This window comes from Sphingomonas sp. (assembly GCF_024508665.1).
Taxonomy (GTDB): Bacteria; Pseudomonadota; Alphaproteobacteria; order Sphingomonadales; family Sphingomonadaceae; genus Sphingomonas.
In genome coordinates, this window is the sequence record NZ_JANINP010000006.1 from 552,854 (window position 1) to 566,173 (window position 13,320).

Genomic DNA, 13,320 nt, shown 5'->3' on the forward strand with positions numbered 1-13,320 from the left:
ATTCTACTCCTTAGCTCGGCATCCGCATCACGGATGCGGCGCTTTCGTCCATGTCCTTGGCCGACTTCATCAGATTGGCCTGCACTTCGTAGCTGCGCTGATTCTCGATCATGTCGACCAGCGACTGCGTCATGTTGACGTTCGATTGTTCCAGCGCGCCCGAAATACACTTGGCATTCTCGTCGGTCGGCAGAATGCCGCCGCCCTGCACGTGGATCAGATTGTCGAGACCCTTGCTGGTCTGCGACCCTTGCGCGCTGGCGAATTTGATGCGGTCGATCACTTGCGGGTTCTTGGCGTCGCCGCCGACTGGAACGATCGAGATCGTTCCGTCCTGCGCGATCGATACCGACGTTGCGGGCGGCACGGTGATGGGGCCCCCCGACCCCATCACCGGGAAACCGTCGCCGGTTTCCAAAACGCCCGTTGCAGAGATGTTTAGATCTCCGCGACGCGTATAGGCCTCACTACCATCATTCGCCTGAACCGCCATCCACTGCTCACCCGGAATGGCAATATCGAGGTTGCGCCCGGTGGTGGCGATGGCGCCGGCGCTGCGGTCGAAATCGGTCACTTCCTCGGAGGCCGGCTGGCGGCTGTCGAAGCCGGCGCCCTTGAGCATCAGGCTGTTGAAATTGATCTTCTCGGCCCGGAAGCCGATCGTCGACGCGTTCGCCATATTATTGGCGATCGCCGCCTGCGCCGCCATGTGGCTCTTCAGCCCCGACGCCGCTGTGTAGATCAGCTTATCCATGGTTCAGCCCCCAATGTCCTTCGATCATCAGCTACGGATGTTGAAGATCGTCTGCGAAATCTGGCTGGCGGTATCGAGCGCCTTGGCGTTTGCCTGGAAATTGCGCTGCGCCGCGATCAGGCTGACCAGTTCCTCGGTGATATCGACGTTCGACCGCTCGATGGTCGACGACATCAGGTTGCCGAAGCCATCGGTGCCCGGCGAGCCGACCACGGGTGCGCCAGACACACCGGTCGCCGCCCAGGTCGAATCGCCCAGCTGCCGAAGCCCGGCCGGGTTGGTGAAGTTGGCCAGCACGACCTTGCCCAGCGACTTGACGTCGCCGTTCGAGAAGCTGGCCTTGACCATGCCGTCGCCGTCGACCGTCACACCCTGGAGCTGGCCGATCGCGGCGCCATCGGCGCTGCGCGACGTGACATTGAACGCCGTCGGAGTCTGCGCGCTCGCCGCGCCGAGGGTGAAGTTGATCGTCTGCGCGGCGGTGGCGCCCGCGGGGGTGACCGGATCGAACGTGGTGGCGCCGGTCGGCGCGGTCATCGCGCCGGTCGCGTCGAACGACATGGTGATATGGTCCGAACCGCCCGAGGTCAGCGCCTTGTCGCCGATGAAGCTATAGGCGGACCAGGTCGACGGCGTGCCGGTCGTTTCGCGCTTGAAATAGGTGGTCATGGTCTGCGGATTGCCCGCCGAGTCGTAGACCGTGGTCTGGGCCGACTGGTTGTAGCTCGACGGATCGAAGCGATCGAAGGTCGCGGTGGTCGGCACCGCGGCGCTCGACGGCATATTGACCGTCATGCCGACATTCTGGGTCGGGCTGGGCGTACCGCTGGTCGCCGGCAGCTGGAGGCTGATGGCCTGGTCGAGGCCGCTCGCGACGACCGCACCCGATCCGTCGACCGGATAGACCTGGAGATAATTTCCCTGCGCGTCGGTGACATAATGGTCGGGGTCGACCTTGAAGCCGCCGTTGCGGGTATAATTGACGTTCGAACCGTTAAGTTGCGGCTTGATCGCGAAGAAGCCGTCGCCCGAAATGGCGAGATCGAGCGCCGAGGACGATTGGATGAAATTGCCCTGGCTGAACTGCTGGACGTTGCCCTTCACCATCGTGCCGGCGCCGACCATCATCGTCGGCGACAGATTCACGCTCGACGCGATGACGTCGGCGAACTCGGTAACGCTCTTCTTGAAGCCGTTGGTGTCGACGTTGGCGAGATTGTGCGAGATCGTCGACATCTGGGTCTGGGCGGCGGTGAGGCCGGAAAGCGAGGTGTAGAAGGACATGGTTCAGGCTCCTTGGGAGATTGGTTGGATCAGCCGATCTGGCGAACGGAGGAGAGGTCGACGTTGCCGATCCCGGCGACGTTGAGGACGGGGCTGCCCGAGCTGGGCATCGAGACCGAGGTGACCGGCGCCCAGACCAGGGTGTGGGTGGCAACCGTGGCGCCATTGGCATTGGCGGTGCTGACGACCTTGAACGGGCCCGCGCCAGCGTCCGTGCCGGCTTCGGTCTTGCCGTCCCAGTCGAAATTGACCGTGCCCTTGGTCTGGGCGCCAAGGTCGAGCGTCTTGAGGACGTTGCCGGACTGGTCCTGGATCGTGACCTTGACGTCGCTTGCCGCGCTATCGACATCGACCGCGCCGGCAATGCCGCCGGTGGTGCGCCCGAACGCTGTGTAGCCTTCGGTCAGCACGGTCTTGCCGACATAGGCAAGCGCGTCGTTGGCCGAGGTGCCGGTCAGCTTCTCGGCAATCGACTTCAGCGTCGAGTTCATCTCGGAAATGCCCGAGAGCGACGAGAATTGCGCCATCTGGGCGACCATCTGGGTATTGTCGACCGGGTTGAACGGATCCTGATTCTGCATCTGCGCAGTCATCAGCTTCAGGAAGTCGGCCTGGCCGAGCGTCTGGCCCGATCCGGCCGGCGCCACCGTCGGCGTCGATGCGCCGGTGCGTCCGATGCCGATATTCGCCAGCGTGGTATCGAAGGTCGAGGTCATCTCTTATTTCCCAAGCTTGAGGGTATCGAGGATCAGCGACTTGGCGGTCTGCATGACTTCGACATTGTTCTGGTAGCTGCGGCTGGTCTCCATCATGTCGACCAGTTCGCGGGTCTCATCGACCGCCGATTCCCAGACATTGCCGTCCTTGTCGGCCATCGGGTTGGCGGGGTCGTAGCGCTTCGTCGGGTTCTCGCCGGCAGTGACGACGCTTTCGACATCGACTGTCGACATGCCGCTCGCCTTGTCGAAGCTGGTGCGGAAAACCGGCTTGATCGTGCGATAGGCGGCGTCGGCAGAGCTCGCGACCGACCCGGCATTGGCCAGGTTGGAGGCCGTCGTATTCAGGCGCACGAGCTGCGCGCTCATCGCGCGGCCCGAGACCTGAAAGATCGTCATCGGTCCACTGCCCATGACTATTCGCCCCTCAGCGCGCGGGTGATCTGGCCGATCCGCCCGTTCAGGAAGGAAAGGGTCGACTGATATTGGACGGCATTCTCGGCGAACGCGGTCTGCTCGGTCGACAGGTCGACCGTATTGCCGTCGAGGCTGGGCTGCGTCGGTACGCGATATTTCATCGCGCCCGCGAGGCCGCCATCGGTCAGCCCGTCGGGGCCGGTCGCCGCCGACAGAGCCTGCTGAAAGTCGATGTCGCGCGCCTTGAACCCGGGGGTCGAGGCGTTCGCGATGTTCGAGGCGAGCACGCCCATGCGCTGACCGCGCACTTCGAGCGCCGCCCCATGTATCCCGAACAGAGTGTTGTCGGCCATTGCCGTCACCTCGCGTGAAATCCTGCGCGAGAGGTCAGCAAGGGGCGTGCCAATTTCCGTCCGGAGGGCGATTTGACCGGTTTTGCCGAGAGAAGGCTGTCAAAACGGCAAAGCTTTGCCGGTTGCGGCAACGGAATTTGCCGGTTTGCCGGAGTGTGAATCGGCAGGCGACAGACCCTCACCCTTCCGGCGCTTCGCGCCTCCCTCCCTCTCCCGCGTGCGAGAGGGAAGGGCCCGCCGCCATGGGCGGTGGGAAGGGTGAGGGTATGTTGGCCCCGCCGACGAACTGGCACCATGTTTGCAGTGCATCGCGTATATATGACGACGGATCCCATCACGCTCGGCGCTTTCCTCGACCCCGCCGCGATCGGCATTGTCGCCGGCGGCACCGTGTTCGCGACCTTGTTGCGGACCTCGCTCGGTGATGTCGGGCGCGGCATTGCCGCGCTTCGCGCGCTGACGCGCAAACCGTTCGACGCGACGCCCTTGGTCGACCAGATCTCCGCGCTCAGCCGTATCGCGCGCCGGCACGGCATGCACGCGCTCGACCGCTCGGTCATCGCCGACCGCGACGTTGCCGCGGCGGTCGCGGACATCGTCGATGGCGCGACGCCCGACGAGATTACGCGCCAGCTCGACGAGCGCCGCCGCGCCCGCATCCTGCGCCACGCCGCCGCCGCCGATATGTGGGCGGGCGCCGCCGAAGTCGCCCCGGCGATGGGCATGGTCGGTACTTTGGTCGGCCTGGTGAAGATGTTCTGGGCGATGACCGACCCGGCCGCGATCGGCGGCGGGATGGCCGTCGCGCTGCTTGCGACGCTCTATGGGGCGCTGGTCGCCAATCTGATCGCGATGCCGGTCGCGGTGCGCTTGCGCCGCCGCGCCCGCGCCGAAGCCGAAGAGCGCACCCGCCTCGTCGCGCCGCTCGCCGCACTCGCCGAAAAGGGACGCGTCAAGGCGCCGACCAGCTTCATGCCGGCGGCGGTATGAGCGAGACGGACCTGCTCGATCCGCCGCCCGCGCGGCCGCTCTGGCTATGGACGCTGGCCGACCTCGCCTTGCTGCTGGTCGGCTTCTTCGTGCTGGTCCAGGCGACCGATCGCCAGGCTCTGGCCAAGGGATTGCGCGAGGGGTTCGGGGGCAAACCCGCGGCGGCGACCACGATCTCCACGCCCGCCGATCCGATTCCTCTCGCCTCCGCCGCAGCCGGTTTCGCGCCGGGTTCGGCCAGGATCGTCATTACCGACGGCCTGCTCGACTTCGCGATGGAAAGCCTGCGCGATCCACGTGTGACCCTGCGCATCGCCGGGAGTGCCGAGGGGACGCGGGCGGATAGCGACCCGACCACCGGCAGCGCCCAGATCCTGGCCAGCGACCGTGCCCGCGCGACCGCCAGCTGGCTGATCGCGCATGGCGTTGCCGCCGACCGTATCATGATCGCGACGCCCGGAACCGGCCGTCGCATCGCGCTGGTGACGATGAGCTTCACCGGCGATCCCGACAGGAAGAGACCATGACTCGAACCCTATGCTTCATAGCGCTGATGTTCGCGGCGAGCCCCGTCGCGGCACAGAATTTCCAGAGCACCACGCTGATCGACAAGGCGGTTGCCGGATTTACCGGTCATGCGATCGGCGAGTCCGGCGGCGCGCGAACCGCTGTCGACACGCGGCTGAAGCTCGCGGCCTGTCCGATGGTTTCGCTCAATTGGCGCACCGACAGCCATGATTCGGTCGTCGTGACCTGCACCGATCCGCAATGGCGCATCTTCGTGCCCGTAATGATGCCGGCGAGCCCGGCACCCGCCGCGACGCCGGCAGCGGCGGTCGTTGCGGCCAAGGCGCCGATCGTCATCAAGCGCGGCGACCCGGTGACGGTGGTGGCGGGCGATGGCGGCTTTTCGGTTACTCGCGACGGTATCGCGACGACCGACGCTGCCGCCGGCGCCCGCGTGCTGGTCCGCGTCCAGGATGGCAAGCCGCCGATCCAGGCGATCGCGGTTGAGCCGGGCAAAGCCATGATTCCGGGCGCGGAATAATTTTTTCTAAAGAATTTGGGCAGGCGGACGTTCGATGATCCAGACACGCTTCAGGGTGGACAATGGTGGACTCGATCGGACCGAAGGGCTCAACGCCCAATGCCCGTATCGCTCCGGTGCTCGGAGCGGCGGCCGCCGCGAGAATCGCGTCGGCCATCGCCACGCCCGAGCAGCAGATGCAGGCGTCGCACCCGGTTGGTCAGTTGGCACAGGAACTCGCCGCCAAGCCGCCGGTGGATGCGAGCCGCGTCGACCGGTTTCGCAAGGCGATCGCCGATGGCAGCTTCCAGCTCGACCCGCAGAAGGTCGCGGATCGGCTGTTGTCGCTAAGGGGGGAATGGATCGATGACGCGGCGTGATGGCCTGATCAAGGTAATCGACCTGCTTCACGCCGAGATCACGGCGATGAAGACGAACGATGTCGATGCTCTCGACAAGGCGACCAGCGCGAAGCTGGCCGCGCTCAACGACCTAGCCGCGATCGACGGCGGCATGCTCGAGCCCGGCGTGCGCGAACTCGCGGAGGAAGCGCACCGGCTGAACGAGACCGCGCGGATCTATTGCAACCTGATGGCGGCAAATGTTCGTCGCCGCCTGCAAATTCTTGCCGGTGACGCTGCCGGTGGATACCGCGCCAACGGGCATCTCGCGGCCTACGCGTAAGCTAGTGCTCGCAGGATCGCCTGCCGCTTAAATCTCTACACAAATTCAAGCTCTTCTATTCCCCTCCCGCCTGCGGGAGGGGTTAGGGGAGGGCATGTTTCCAGGCAAAGGGGTGATTTGACACGCCCTCCCGCAAGCGGGAGGGGAGTTTTCCTCGGCAAAACACCCCATTAACCAAAACTGGCACGCGCCTTGCTGAGTGTTCCCCGCAACAGGGAGCATTGAGCCAGAAGCCTATGGGCGGCGTCGTAGCACTTACTGGAAATGTCGACCGCGTCAGGACGGCGATCGCGAATGCGAGCCGCTCGACCGGCATGGATTTCGACTATCTGCTTGGTCAGGCCCAGCTCGAAAGCGGGCTGAACCCGGGCGCGCGCGCCGGCACCTCTTCGGCGACCGGCCTCTATCAATTCATCGACCAGTCGTGGCTCGGCATCGTCAAGCAGCACGGTGCGCAGAACGGCCTGGGCTGGGCGTCGAACGCGATCACCCGCTCGGGCAATCGCTGGGTGGTGAGCGATCCGCAGATGAAGAGCGCGATCCTCAACCTGCGCAACAATCCCGAAGTGTCCGCCACGATGGCCGCCAATTTCGCCTCGGACAATCAGGCATCGCTCGAAAGCTCGTTGGGTCGCGGCGCCACCGGCACCGATCTCTACATGGCGCATTTCCTCGGGCTGAGCGGCGCCAAGTCGTTTCTCCAGACGATGCAGAGCAACCCCGGCGCATCGGGCGCGGCGATGTTCCCCGCTGCGGCGCGCGCCAACCGCTCGATCTTCTATGATGCCGGCGGCAACGCCCGCAGCCTGGGCGACATCTATCAGCGCTTCGCCGCCAAGCTCGACAAGGGCGCGGCCAAGGTCGGCGCAACCAGTCTGGCGTCCGACGCGCTCGACGGTTCGGGCGCGACCGCCTTCGCCAAGGCCTATGGCACCAGCGCATTCGAAACCGCCAAGGCGAACTTCGCCTCGCTCGCCGCGCAGACGGGGCTCGGCCCGAATGCCGAGGTGATCACCGGCAGCGGCGACACCAGCCGCACCGCCGCAGACTGGGCGAAAGCCGCGCTCGCGCGGGTCAACGGCGCCCAGGCCGGCGCCGCCATGCCCGCGGCCGATGCTAGCGCGGTCAATCTTCTCCGGCCGACGCCCGACAATGCGCGGCTGGCCTATCTGATGCTTGCGAGCCTGGGAGCGTAACGCGTGCCGCTTGTCCTGAAGAACCTGCTCGGCGGCAACGCTCGCAACGCCGCCCTTCCGGGCGCGATCCTGCTGCTCGTCGTGCTCATGGTCGTGCCGATCCCGGCCGCTATGCTCGACATCTTCTTCGTCACCAACATCGCCATCAGCCTCGCGGTGCTGATGGTCGCGTTGAACGCGCAGAAGCCGCTCGATTTCTCGGCTTTCCCGACCGTTCTGCTGTTCGCCACTCTGTTCCGCCTCGGCCTCAACGTCGCCTCGACCCGCGTCGTGCTGGTCCATGGCCATGAAGGCGAGAGCGCGGCGGGCCATGTCATCGAGGCCTTCGGTTCGTTCCTGATCGGCGGCGATTACGTCGTCGGTATCTTCGTCTTCTCGATCCTGGTGATCATCAATTTGATCGTGGTGACCAAGGGCGCGGGCCGCGTGTCCGAAGTGTCGGCGCGCTTCACCCTCGACGCCTTGCCGGGCAAGCAGATGGCGATCGACGCCGACCTCAATGCCGGCCTGATCACGCCCGACGAAGCCAAGGCACGCCGCATCGAGGTCTCGACCGAGGCCGATTTCTACGGATCGATGGACGGTTCGTCCAAGTTCGTGAAGGGCGACGCGGTCGCCGGCCTGCTGATCCTGTTCGCCAATATCATCGGCGGCCTGATCCTGGGCCCGGTCAGCCACGGCATGTCGGTCGGCGACGCCGCGCATAACTATATCCTGCTGGCGATCGGCGACGCGTTGGTCGCGCAGCTGCCCAGCCTGATGCTGTCGATCGCCGCCGCCGCGATCGTCACCCGCGTCACCTCGAGCCAGGATCTGGCCGGCCAGATCGGCAGCCAGTTCGGCTCGGCCCGCACCTGGACGCCGGTCGCCGGCATCCTGGGCCTGCTCGGCGTGCTGCCGGGTATGCCGCATCAGGTGCTGCTGTCGGCCGCCGGTATCGCCGGGTTCGCCGCGTGGAAGCTGCGCCAGATCGCCCATCGCCCGCCGCCGCCCGCCCCCGCCGCGCCCGCCCCCGATCTGTCGAAGATCGGCTGGGACGAAGTCAGCGACGGCATGCAGATCCATCTCGATATCGGTTACGGGCTGGTGCCGCTGGTCGACGAGCGGCGGGGCGCGCCGCTGATGGGCCGTATCACCGGCGTCCGCCGCCAGTTGTCGAAGGATCTCGGCTTCGTCGTGCCGCAAGTGCGCGTCCGCGACGACATCAACCTCGCACCCTATACCTATCGCATCATCGTCGGCGGCGTCGTCATCGCCGAGGATCAGGCCTCGGCCGATGAGATGCTCGCGCTCGATACCGGCCAGGGCGTCGGCGAATTGCGCGGCAAGAAGGCCAAGGATCCGACCTTCGGGCTCGACGCCACCTGGATCCAGCCGGGCGATGCCGATGCCGCGACCGGCCAGGGCTATCTGGTGGTCGATGCCGGCACCGTGGTCGCGACGCACCTCAACCATCAACTCGGCCAGAACGCCGCCGACATGCTCGGCGCCGACGAGGTCCAGGCGCTGCTCGATGGGCTGAAGGAACGCAATCCGCAGCTGGTCGCCGCGCTGACCCCGGCGCCGCTGCCGCTGACCACCTTGACCCAGGTGCTGAAGGGCCTGTTGGCCGAAGGCATCAGCCTCAAGGAATTCCGCCGCATCGCTTCGGCCATCGCGGTCGCCGCGCAGAAGACGGTCGATGCCGAGGAGATCATCGAGGCGATCCGCCCCGATCTCGGCGGCCTCATCATCCAGAAACTGTGCGGCGTGCACGAGCCGTTGCGCGTGATGACGCTGGAGGGGCAGCTCGAAGGGCTGCTCGGCCAGGCGGTCCGCTCGGACCCGTCGCGGCGCCACACGATCGAACCCGATCTCGGCCGCCGCATCGTCGACGCCCTGCAACAGGCCGCGGCACCGCTCGTCGCCGAAGCCAAGCCGTTCGCGCTCGTCGTCCAGCCCTCGATCCGCCTCGCGATCCGCAAGCTGGTCAAGACCTGCCTCCCCGACACTCCAGTGATGAGTTTCTTCGAAGTGCCTGAAGAGAAATCGGTCGAAGTCGTCGCCGTGATCGGCGCTCCCCAGGCGCTCGCGGCATGAGCGCGGAACCGATGAGGAACGCGTTCGCCAACGCGCAACCGGTCGCCCCGGGAACTATCGAGGGACCCCTGACCTATGGTCGCGCTGGCGCCGATATCGATGCCCTAGTGCGCAAGCATTCGCCGCTCGTCCGCCGCATCGCCTGGCACGTCCATGGCAGCATTTCGGGCGTGTGCGAGGTCGAGGATCTGGTCCAGATCGGGCTGGTCGCGCTGGTCGAGGCGATCCACGGCTTCGAGGATCGCGGCCAGGTGACGTTCGAACAATATCTCGCCACGCGCTTGCGCGGCGCGATGATCGACCAGCTCCGGCGCCAGGCGACCCTGACTCGCGGCGCGATGCGCCGGCGCAAGCAATATCAGGAAACGGTCGCCGCGCTGACCGTCGACCGCAAGCCGCCGGCCGAAGCCGATGTCGCCGAAAAGCTCGGGATATCGGTCGAGAAACTGCGTGCCGATTATGCCAGCGCGGAGGCGGTTCGGTTCGACTCGCTGGATGAGGTCTATAGCGATGACGGCCCCTGGTTCATGTCCGACGAGCCCAACGCGTTCGAGCAACTCGCCGAGGCCGATCTGCGCGAGACGCTGGTGACCGCGATCGCCGCGCTCCCGGAGCGCGAGGCGCAGGTGGTACAGCTCTATTATGTCGAGGAACTCAACCTCGAGGAAATCGGGCATGTGCTGGGTGTCGGCGCGGCGCGCGTGTGCCAGATCAAGGCCTCGGCACATGCAAAGTTGAAGAAGGCGCTGGCGAAGGCGGTTTGAATCAAAGATGGTTCGACCGCCGCTAACCAACTGAATTGAACTAAAATCCCCTTGCAAACCAACGTTGGTGATTTCGGTGCCATGATTTCGGTGCCAGTTTACTAAAACCACCAAATTGGAGCCAGTTCGTCACCCCCGAGCACCGAACGCGCATAGAGTTGCGCCATGGCTCGTCTTCCTCGCCTCGTGCTGCCCGGCTATCCCTATCACGTGACCCAGCGCGGCAATCGCCGGCAGCAGGTGTTCTTCGAAGGCGCCGACTACGTGCTCTATCGCGACCTGCTCGCGGAGGCGGCGCAGCGCGCGGGCGCGGAGGTCTGGGCGTATTGCCTGATGCCCAACCACGTTCATCTCATTGTCGTGCCGTCGGATGAGGATGGCCTGCGCCGCACCTTTGCCGATGCTCATCGCCGCTACACCGGCTTCATCAATGCGCGGCATCGATGGACAGGCCATCTCTGGCAGGGGCGCTTCGGTGCCGTCGTGATGGACGAGGAGCATCTGGCGCATGCTATACGCTATGTCGCGCTCAACCCAGTGCGGGCGCGACTGGTCGAGCGGGCTGAGGACTGGGAATGGTCGAGTGTTCGCGCGCATCTCGCGGGGCAGGACGATACGCTGGTCGCCGTGCGCCCCGCGCTTGAACGATATGGCGACTTCGCTGCGCTCCTGGGATCCCCGGCGGATTACACCGAGCCATGGCAGATGTTACGAAAAGCGGAAACGACCGGACGGCCGATCGGCGCGCGCGACTGGGTTGAGGAGATCGAGAAGCTGACCGGCCGGGTGCTCGTTCCGCAGAAGCGGGGGCCGAAGGCGAAAGTTTTGTGTATTTAGTAAACTGTCACCGTAATTAGACATTTTATGATTTGGGGTTAGCCCGAGCCGCCCTTAAAGAGGCCGTAAGAGATAATAAGGCCAGAATATATGGTTGGCTGATGAGTGAGGCTCCGGGGCCATCGTTGGTCGTGAAGTTTACTTCGCCTATCCCCCTTGGTAGAATTATGGATAGCAGAGGAAGGGTAAGTGAAGGTTCTACCGGAGTATTTATCCTGGTGCCAAATAGAACTTATGATGGGGGTGATTTTTCGGTATTAACAGGATACGTGGAAAAATGAATCACTGGTACTTGAAGAGATTATTGAGTAATTATTGGGTTGAATCGGCAGACCTGGTATTTGGCGACTTCATGGGTTGCATTGCGTTCGTAAAGCAAGCGGAAGGATTGCCATTTCTTAATGGTTTGATTGAGGATTTAAATGATTTTGACCAGAAGGGGTTGCTACCTCACTCGGAGAATATCTCTAAACGGCAAATGAAGATTTGGTCTGCGCTAGGATCCAGATGGCTAGATCTGCGAGATCTAAAAGACCTGATGTCTTTTGTTGAAAAGTACAAATAGCAGCGAAGAATTACGGAATTACGGAATTACGGAATTACGGAATTACGGAATTACAGAATTACGGCTACGGTGACGAAAGCGCCGACTATGTGCTCTATCGCGACCTTCTCGCGGAGGCGACCTCTTAATGTCCGCCGTCATTTCACGGCCCCAGCCTGCTCCGCGATCAGCCTGCGATACCAATGGTAAGAATCCTTCGGCGTGCGGCGTTGGGTGGCGTAATCCACGCGCACCAAGCCGAAGCGTGGTCCATAGCCGTCGGCCCATTCGAAATTGTCGAGGATCGACCACACCAGATAGCCGCGCACATCGATACCGGCATCCATCGCTTTCCTGACCGCGCGGATATGGGCGTCGAGGAACGCGATCCGGTCGGCGTCATGCACCGCGCCCCGCGCGACGCTATCGGCGAAGGCCGCGCCGTTTTCCGTGATGACGATCGGGGGCAACGCGCTGCCGTAGCGGTCGCGTAACCCTATCAGCACGTCGGTCATGCCTTGCGGGTCGACTGGCCAGCCCATCTCGGTGCGCTTGAATTTCGCCGGCGGCGGCGCTTCCTCGATCGGCTGGGCGCTGCCCGGCGGGCTGACGCGCATGAAGTTGGTATTGTAATAATTGACGCCGAGAAAATCGAGCGGCTGGGCGATCATCTTGAGGTCGCCGTCCCGCACGGCCGTCGCGGTGAGGGCGTCCGGCAATTCCGCGGGGTAGCGGCCGAGCAGCAGCGGATCGACGTGCAATCCCCAATAATAAAGCGTCATGGCCTGCGCGGCAGGCTCATCCCGCGCCGGATCGGCCGGGCGCACCATCGCCAGATTCTGGGCGATGCCGATCTGCGCCTTGCGCTTCGCCGTCGCGCGGAGCGCCTGGACGGCCTTGCCGTGCGACAACAGCAAGTGATGCGCCACCGGAAAGGATTGCGGCATATCGAGCTTCAGCCCCGGCGCATTGACGCCGAGAACATGGCCCAAAACGTGATGCATGAAGGTCTCGTTATGCGTGATCCAGCGCGGTACGCGATCGCCGAGATGCTCCGCCATGATGTGCGCATAATCGGCGAACCGATCGCAGGTGTCGCGCCTCTGCCAGCCGCCGGCATCCTGCAGCGCCTGCGGCAAATCCCAGTGGAACAGGGTCGGCATCGGCGCGACGCCCTTGGCCAGCAATTCGTCGACCAGCCGTGAATAGAAATCGAGACCCTTGGGGTTGGCCGCGCCACGGCCCTCGGCCTGGATCCGCGGCCAGGCAATCGAGAAGCGATAGGTCCGCGCGCCGAGTTGGCTGATCAGCCCCACGTCCTCGCGATACCGGTGATAGTGATCGCACGCGATGTCGCCATTGGCGTTTCCCGCGATGTTGCCGGGCTGGCGGCAATAGGTGTCCCAGATCGACTTTCCGCGGCCGTCCTCGTTTACCGCGCCTTCGATCTGATAGGAGGATGCCGCCACGCCCCACAGAAAATCGGGTGGGAAGGCCGGCATGGCGGGCTGCGCCCCGGACTTCGACGCCGCGATCAGCCCGGGTGCCGCGATCGTCGCGCCCGTCGCCAGTACGAATTCACGCCTGCGCATGCTCGCCTCTCCCGCCTCCCCATTGTCTCGGCCGCAATGGCACAAACAGGGTGATCGAGCCGATCAAAGAGCGCGCGAAAACA

General features: G+C 64.4%; 16 protein-coding genes. 10 read left to right on the forward strand and 6 right to left on the reverse strand.

The genetic code is table 11. From position 1 onward, the window contains the following. Positions 1 to 10: 10 nt before the first annotated feature. From flgF to flgB, 5 genes are read right to left on the reverse strand one after another with little or no spacing between them, the layout of a single operon-like run. Positions 11 to 754: a flagellar basal-body rod protein FlgF gene (gene flgF / locus Q0L25_RS11530; protein WP_296614362.1), complete on the reverse strand. Its 744-nt coding sequence runs from the start codon at positions 752 to 754 to the stop codon at positions 11 to 13. 27 nt (positions 755 to 781) lie between these two features. Next, on the reverse strand, positions 782 to 2,038 hold the full coding sequence (locus tag Q0L25_RS11535) for a flagellar hook protein FlgE (protein ID WP_296614364.1): 1,257 nt from the start codon (positions 2,036 to 2,038) through the stop codon (positions 782 to 784). 29 nt (positions 2,039 to 2,067) lie between these two features. Then, positions 2,068 to 2,754: a flagellar hook assembly protein FlgD gene (locus Q0L25_RS11540; RefSeq protein WP_296614366.1), complete on the reverse strand. Its 687-nt coding sequence runs from the start codon at positions 2,752 to 2,754 to the stop codon at positions 2,068 to 2,070. A 3-nt stretch (positions 2,755 to 2,757) separates the two neighbouring features. Next, positions 2,758 to 3,168: a flagellar basal body rod protein FlgC gene (gene flgC, locus Q0L25_RS11545; protein ID WP_296614368.1), complete on the reverse strand. Its 411-nt coding sequence runs from the start codon at positions 3,166 to 3,168 to the stop codon at positions 2,758 to 2,760. Positions 3,169 to 3,170: 2 nt separating this feature from the next. After that, positions 3,171 to 3,524 carry a flagellar basal body rod protein FlgB gene (gene flgB, locus Q0L25_RS11550; protein WP_296614370.1) on the reverse strand — a complete coding sequence of 118 codons (354 nt, stop codon included), beginning with the start codon at positions 3,522 to 3,524 and terminating at the stop codon, positions 3,171 to 3,173. 318 nt (positions 3,525 to 3,842) lie between these two features. On the opposite strand from flgB, the gene Q0L25_RS11555 reads away from it, so the two are divergent. From Q0L25_RS11555 to Q0L25_RS21805, 10 genes are all read left to right on the forward strand, one after another. Then, the gene (locus Q0L25_RS11555; RefSeq protein ID WP_296614372.1) at positions 3,843 to 4,514 is read left to right on the forward strand and encodes a MotA/TolQ/ExbB proton channel family protein; all 672 of its coding nucleotides are present in this window, start codon (positions 3,843 to 3,845) and stop codon (positions 4,512 to 4,514) included. Next, positions 4,511 to 5,041, forward strand: a complete 531-nt coding sequence (locus Q0L25_RS11560; protein WP_296614373.1) for an OmpA family protein — start codon at positions 4,511 to 4,513, stop codon at positions 5,039 to 5,041. Before Q0L25_RS11555 ends, Q0L25_RS11560 begins: the two co-directional genes overlap by 4 nt. Then, entirely contained in the window at positions 5,038 to 5,562 is a 525-nt protein-coding gene (locus Q0L25_RS11565; RefSeq protein ID WP_296614375.1) for a flagella basal body P-ring formation protein FlgA, read from the forward strand. Before Q0L25_RS11560 ends, Q0L25_RS11565 begins: the two co-directional genes overlap by 4 nt. 62 nt (positions 5,563 to 5,624) lie before the next feature. Further along, a complete protein-coding gene (gene flgM / locus Q0L25_RS11570; RefSeq protein ID WP_296614377.1) occupies positions 5,625 to 5,921 on the forward strand; it encodes a flagellar biosynthesis anti-sigma factor FlgM in 297 nt (98 codons plus the stop codon). Then, positions 5,908 to 6,225 (forward strand): flagellar protein FlgN, encoded by a 318-nt coding sequence (locus Q0L25_RS11575; RefSeq protein ID WP_296614379.1) that lies wholly within the window; start codon positions 5,908 to 5,910, stop codon positions 6,223 to 6,225. Before flgM ends, Q0L25_RS11575 begins: the two co-directional genes overlap by 14 nt. Positions 6,226 to 6,446: 221 nt before the next feature. After that, positions 6,447 to 7,421 carry a lytic transglycosylase domain-containing protein gene (locus Q0L25_RS11580; protein ID WP_367184120.1) on the forward strand — a complete coding sequence of 325 codons (975 nt, stop codon included), beginning with the start codon at positions 6,447 to 6,449 and terminating at the stop codon, positions 7,419 to 7,421. A gap of 87 nt (positions 7,422 to 7,508) precedes the next feature. Further along, complete coding sequence (gene flhA / locus Q0L25_RS11585) at positions 7,509 to 9,500, forward strand: flagellar biosynthesis protein FlhA (RefSeq protein ID WP_296615689.1); 1,992 nt, start codon at positions 7,509 to 7,511, stop codon at positions 9,498 to 9,500. Next, a complete protein-coding gene (locus Q0L25_RS11590; RefSeq protein ID WP_296614381.1) occupies positions 9,497 to 10,264 on the forward strand; it encodes a sigma-70 family RNA polymerase sigma factor in 768 nt (255 codons plus the stop codon). The genes flhA and Q0L25_RS11590 overlap by 4 nt, the downstream gene beginning before the upstream one ends. A gap of 165 nt (positions 10,265 to 10,429) precedes the next feature. Beyond that, entirely contained in the window at positions 10,430 to 11,101 is a 672-nt protein-coding gene (locus tag Q0L25_RS11595) for a transposase (RefSeq protein WP_296614383.1), read from the forward strand. A gap of 32 nt (positions 11,102 to 11,133) precedes the next feature. After that, positions 11,134 to 11,382, forward strand: coding sequence for a hypothetical protein (locus Q0L25_RS21805; protein ID WP_367184121.1), 249 nt, complete (start codon positions 11,134 to 11,136; stop codon positions 11,380 to 11,382). A 421-nt stretch (positions 11,383 to 11,803) separates the two neighbouring features. Here Q0L25_RS21805 and Q0L25_RS11600 read toward each other — a convergent pair whose 3' ends face one another. Then, complete coding sequence (locus Q0L25_RS11600; protein WP_296614385.1) at positions 11,804 to 13,237, reverse strand: GH1 family beta-glucosidase; 1,434 nt, start codon at positions 13,235 to 13,237, stop codon at positions 11,804 to 11,806. Positions 13,238 to 13,320 lie beyond the last annotated feature (83 nt).

Bases quoted from the DNA above. Each gene is read 5' to 3' on its own strand.
- flgF (WP_296614362.1), bottom strand. From the start codon at position 754: ATGGATAAGCTGATCTACACAGCGGCGTCGGGGCTGAAGAGCCACATG.
- Q0L25_RS11535 (WP_296614364.1), bottom strand. From the start codon at position 2,038: ATGTCCTTCTACACCTCGCTTTCCGGCCTCACCGCCGCCCAGACCCAG.
- Q0L25_RS11540 (WP_296614366.1), bottom strand. From the start codon at position 2,754: ATGACCTCGACCTTCGATACCACGCTGGCGAATATCGGCATCGGACGC.
- flgC (WP_296614368.1), bottom strand. From the start codon at position 3,168: ATGGGCAGTGGACCGATGACGATCTTTCAGGTCTCGGGCCGCGCGATG.
- flgB (WP_296614370.1), bottom strand. From the start codon at position 3,524: ATGGCCGACAACACTCTGTTCGGGATACATGGGGCGGCGCTCGAAGTG.
- Q0L25_RS11555 (WP_296614372.1), top strand. From the start codon at position 3,843: ATGACGACGGATCCCATCACGCTCGGCGCTTTCCTCGACCCCGCCGCG.
- Q0L25_RS11560 (WP_296614373.1), top strand. From the start codon at position 4,511: ATGAGCGAGACGGACCTGCTCGATCCGCCGCCCGCGCGGCCGCTCTGG.
- Q0L25_RS11565 (WP_296614375.1), top strand. From the start codon at position 5,038: ATGACTCGAACCCTATGCTTCATAGCGCTGATGTTCGCGGCGAGCCCC.
- flgM (WP_296614377.1), top strand. From the start codon at position 5,625: ATGGTGGACTCGATCGGACCGAAGGGCTCAACGCCCAATGCCCGTATC.
- Q0L25_RS11575 (WP_296614379.1), top strand. From the start codon at position 5,908: ATGACGCGGCGTGATGGCCTGATCAAGGTAATCGACCTGCTTCACGCC.
- flhA (WP_296615689.1), top strand. From the start codon at position 7,509: ATGGTCGTGCCGATCCCGGCCGCTATGCTCGACATCTTCTTCGTCACC.
- Q0L25_RS11590 (WP_296614381.1), top strand. From the start codon at position 9,497: ATGAGCGCGGAACCGATGAGGAACGCGTTCGCCAACGCGCAACCGGTC.
- Q0L25_RS11595 (WP_296614383.1), top strand. From the start codon at position 10,430: ATGGCTCGTCTTCCTCGCCTCGTGCTGCCCGGCTATCCCTATCACGTG.
- Q0L25_RS11600 (WP_296614385.1), bottom strand. From the start codon at position 13,237: ATGCGCAGGCGTGAATTCGTACTGGCGACGGGCGCGACGATCGCGGCA.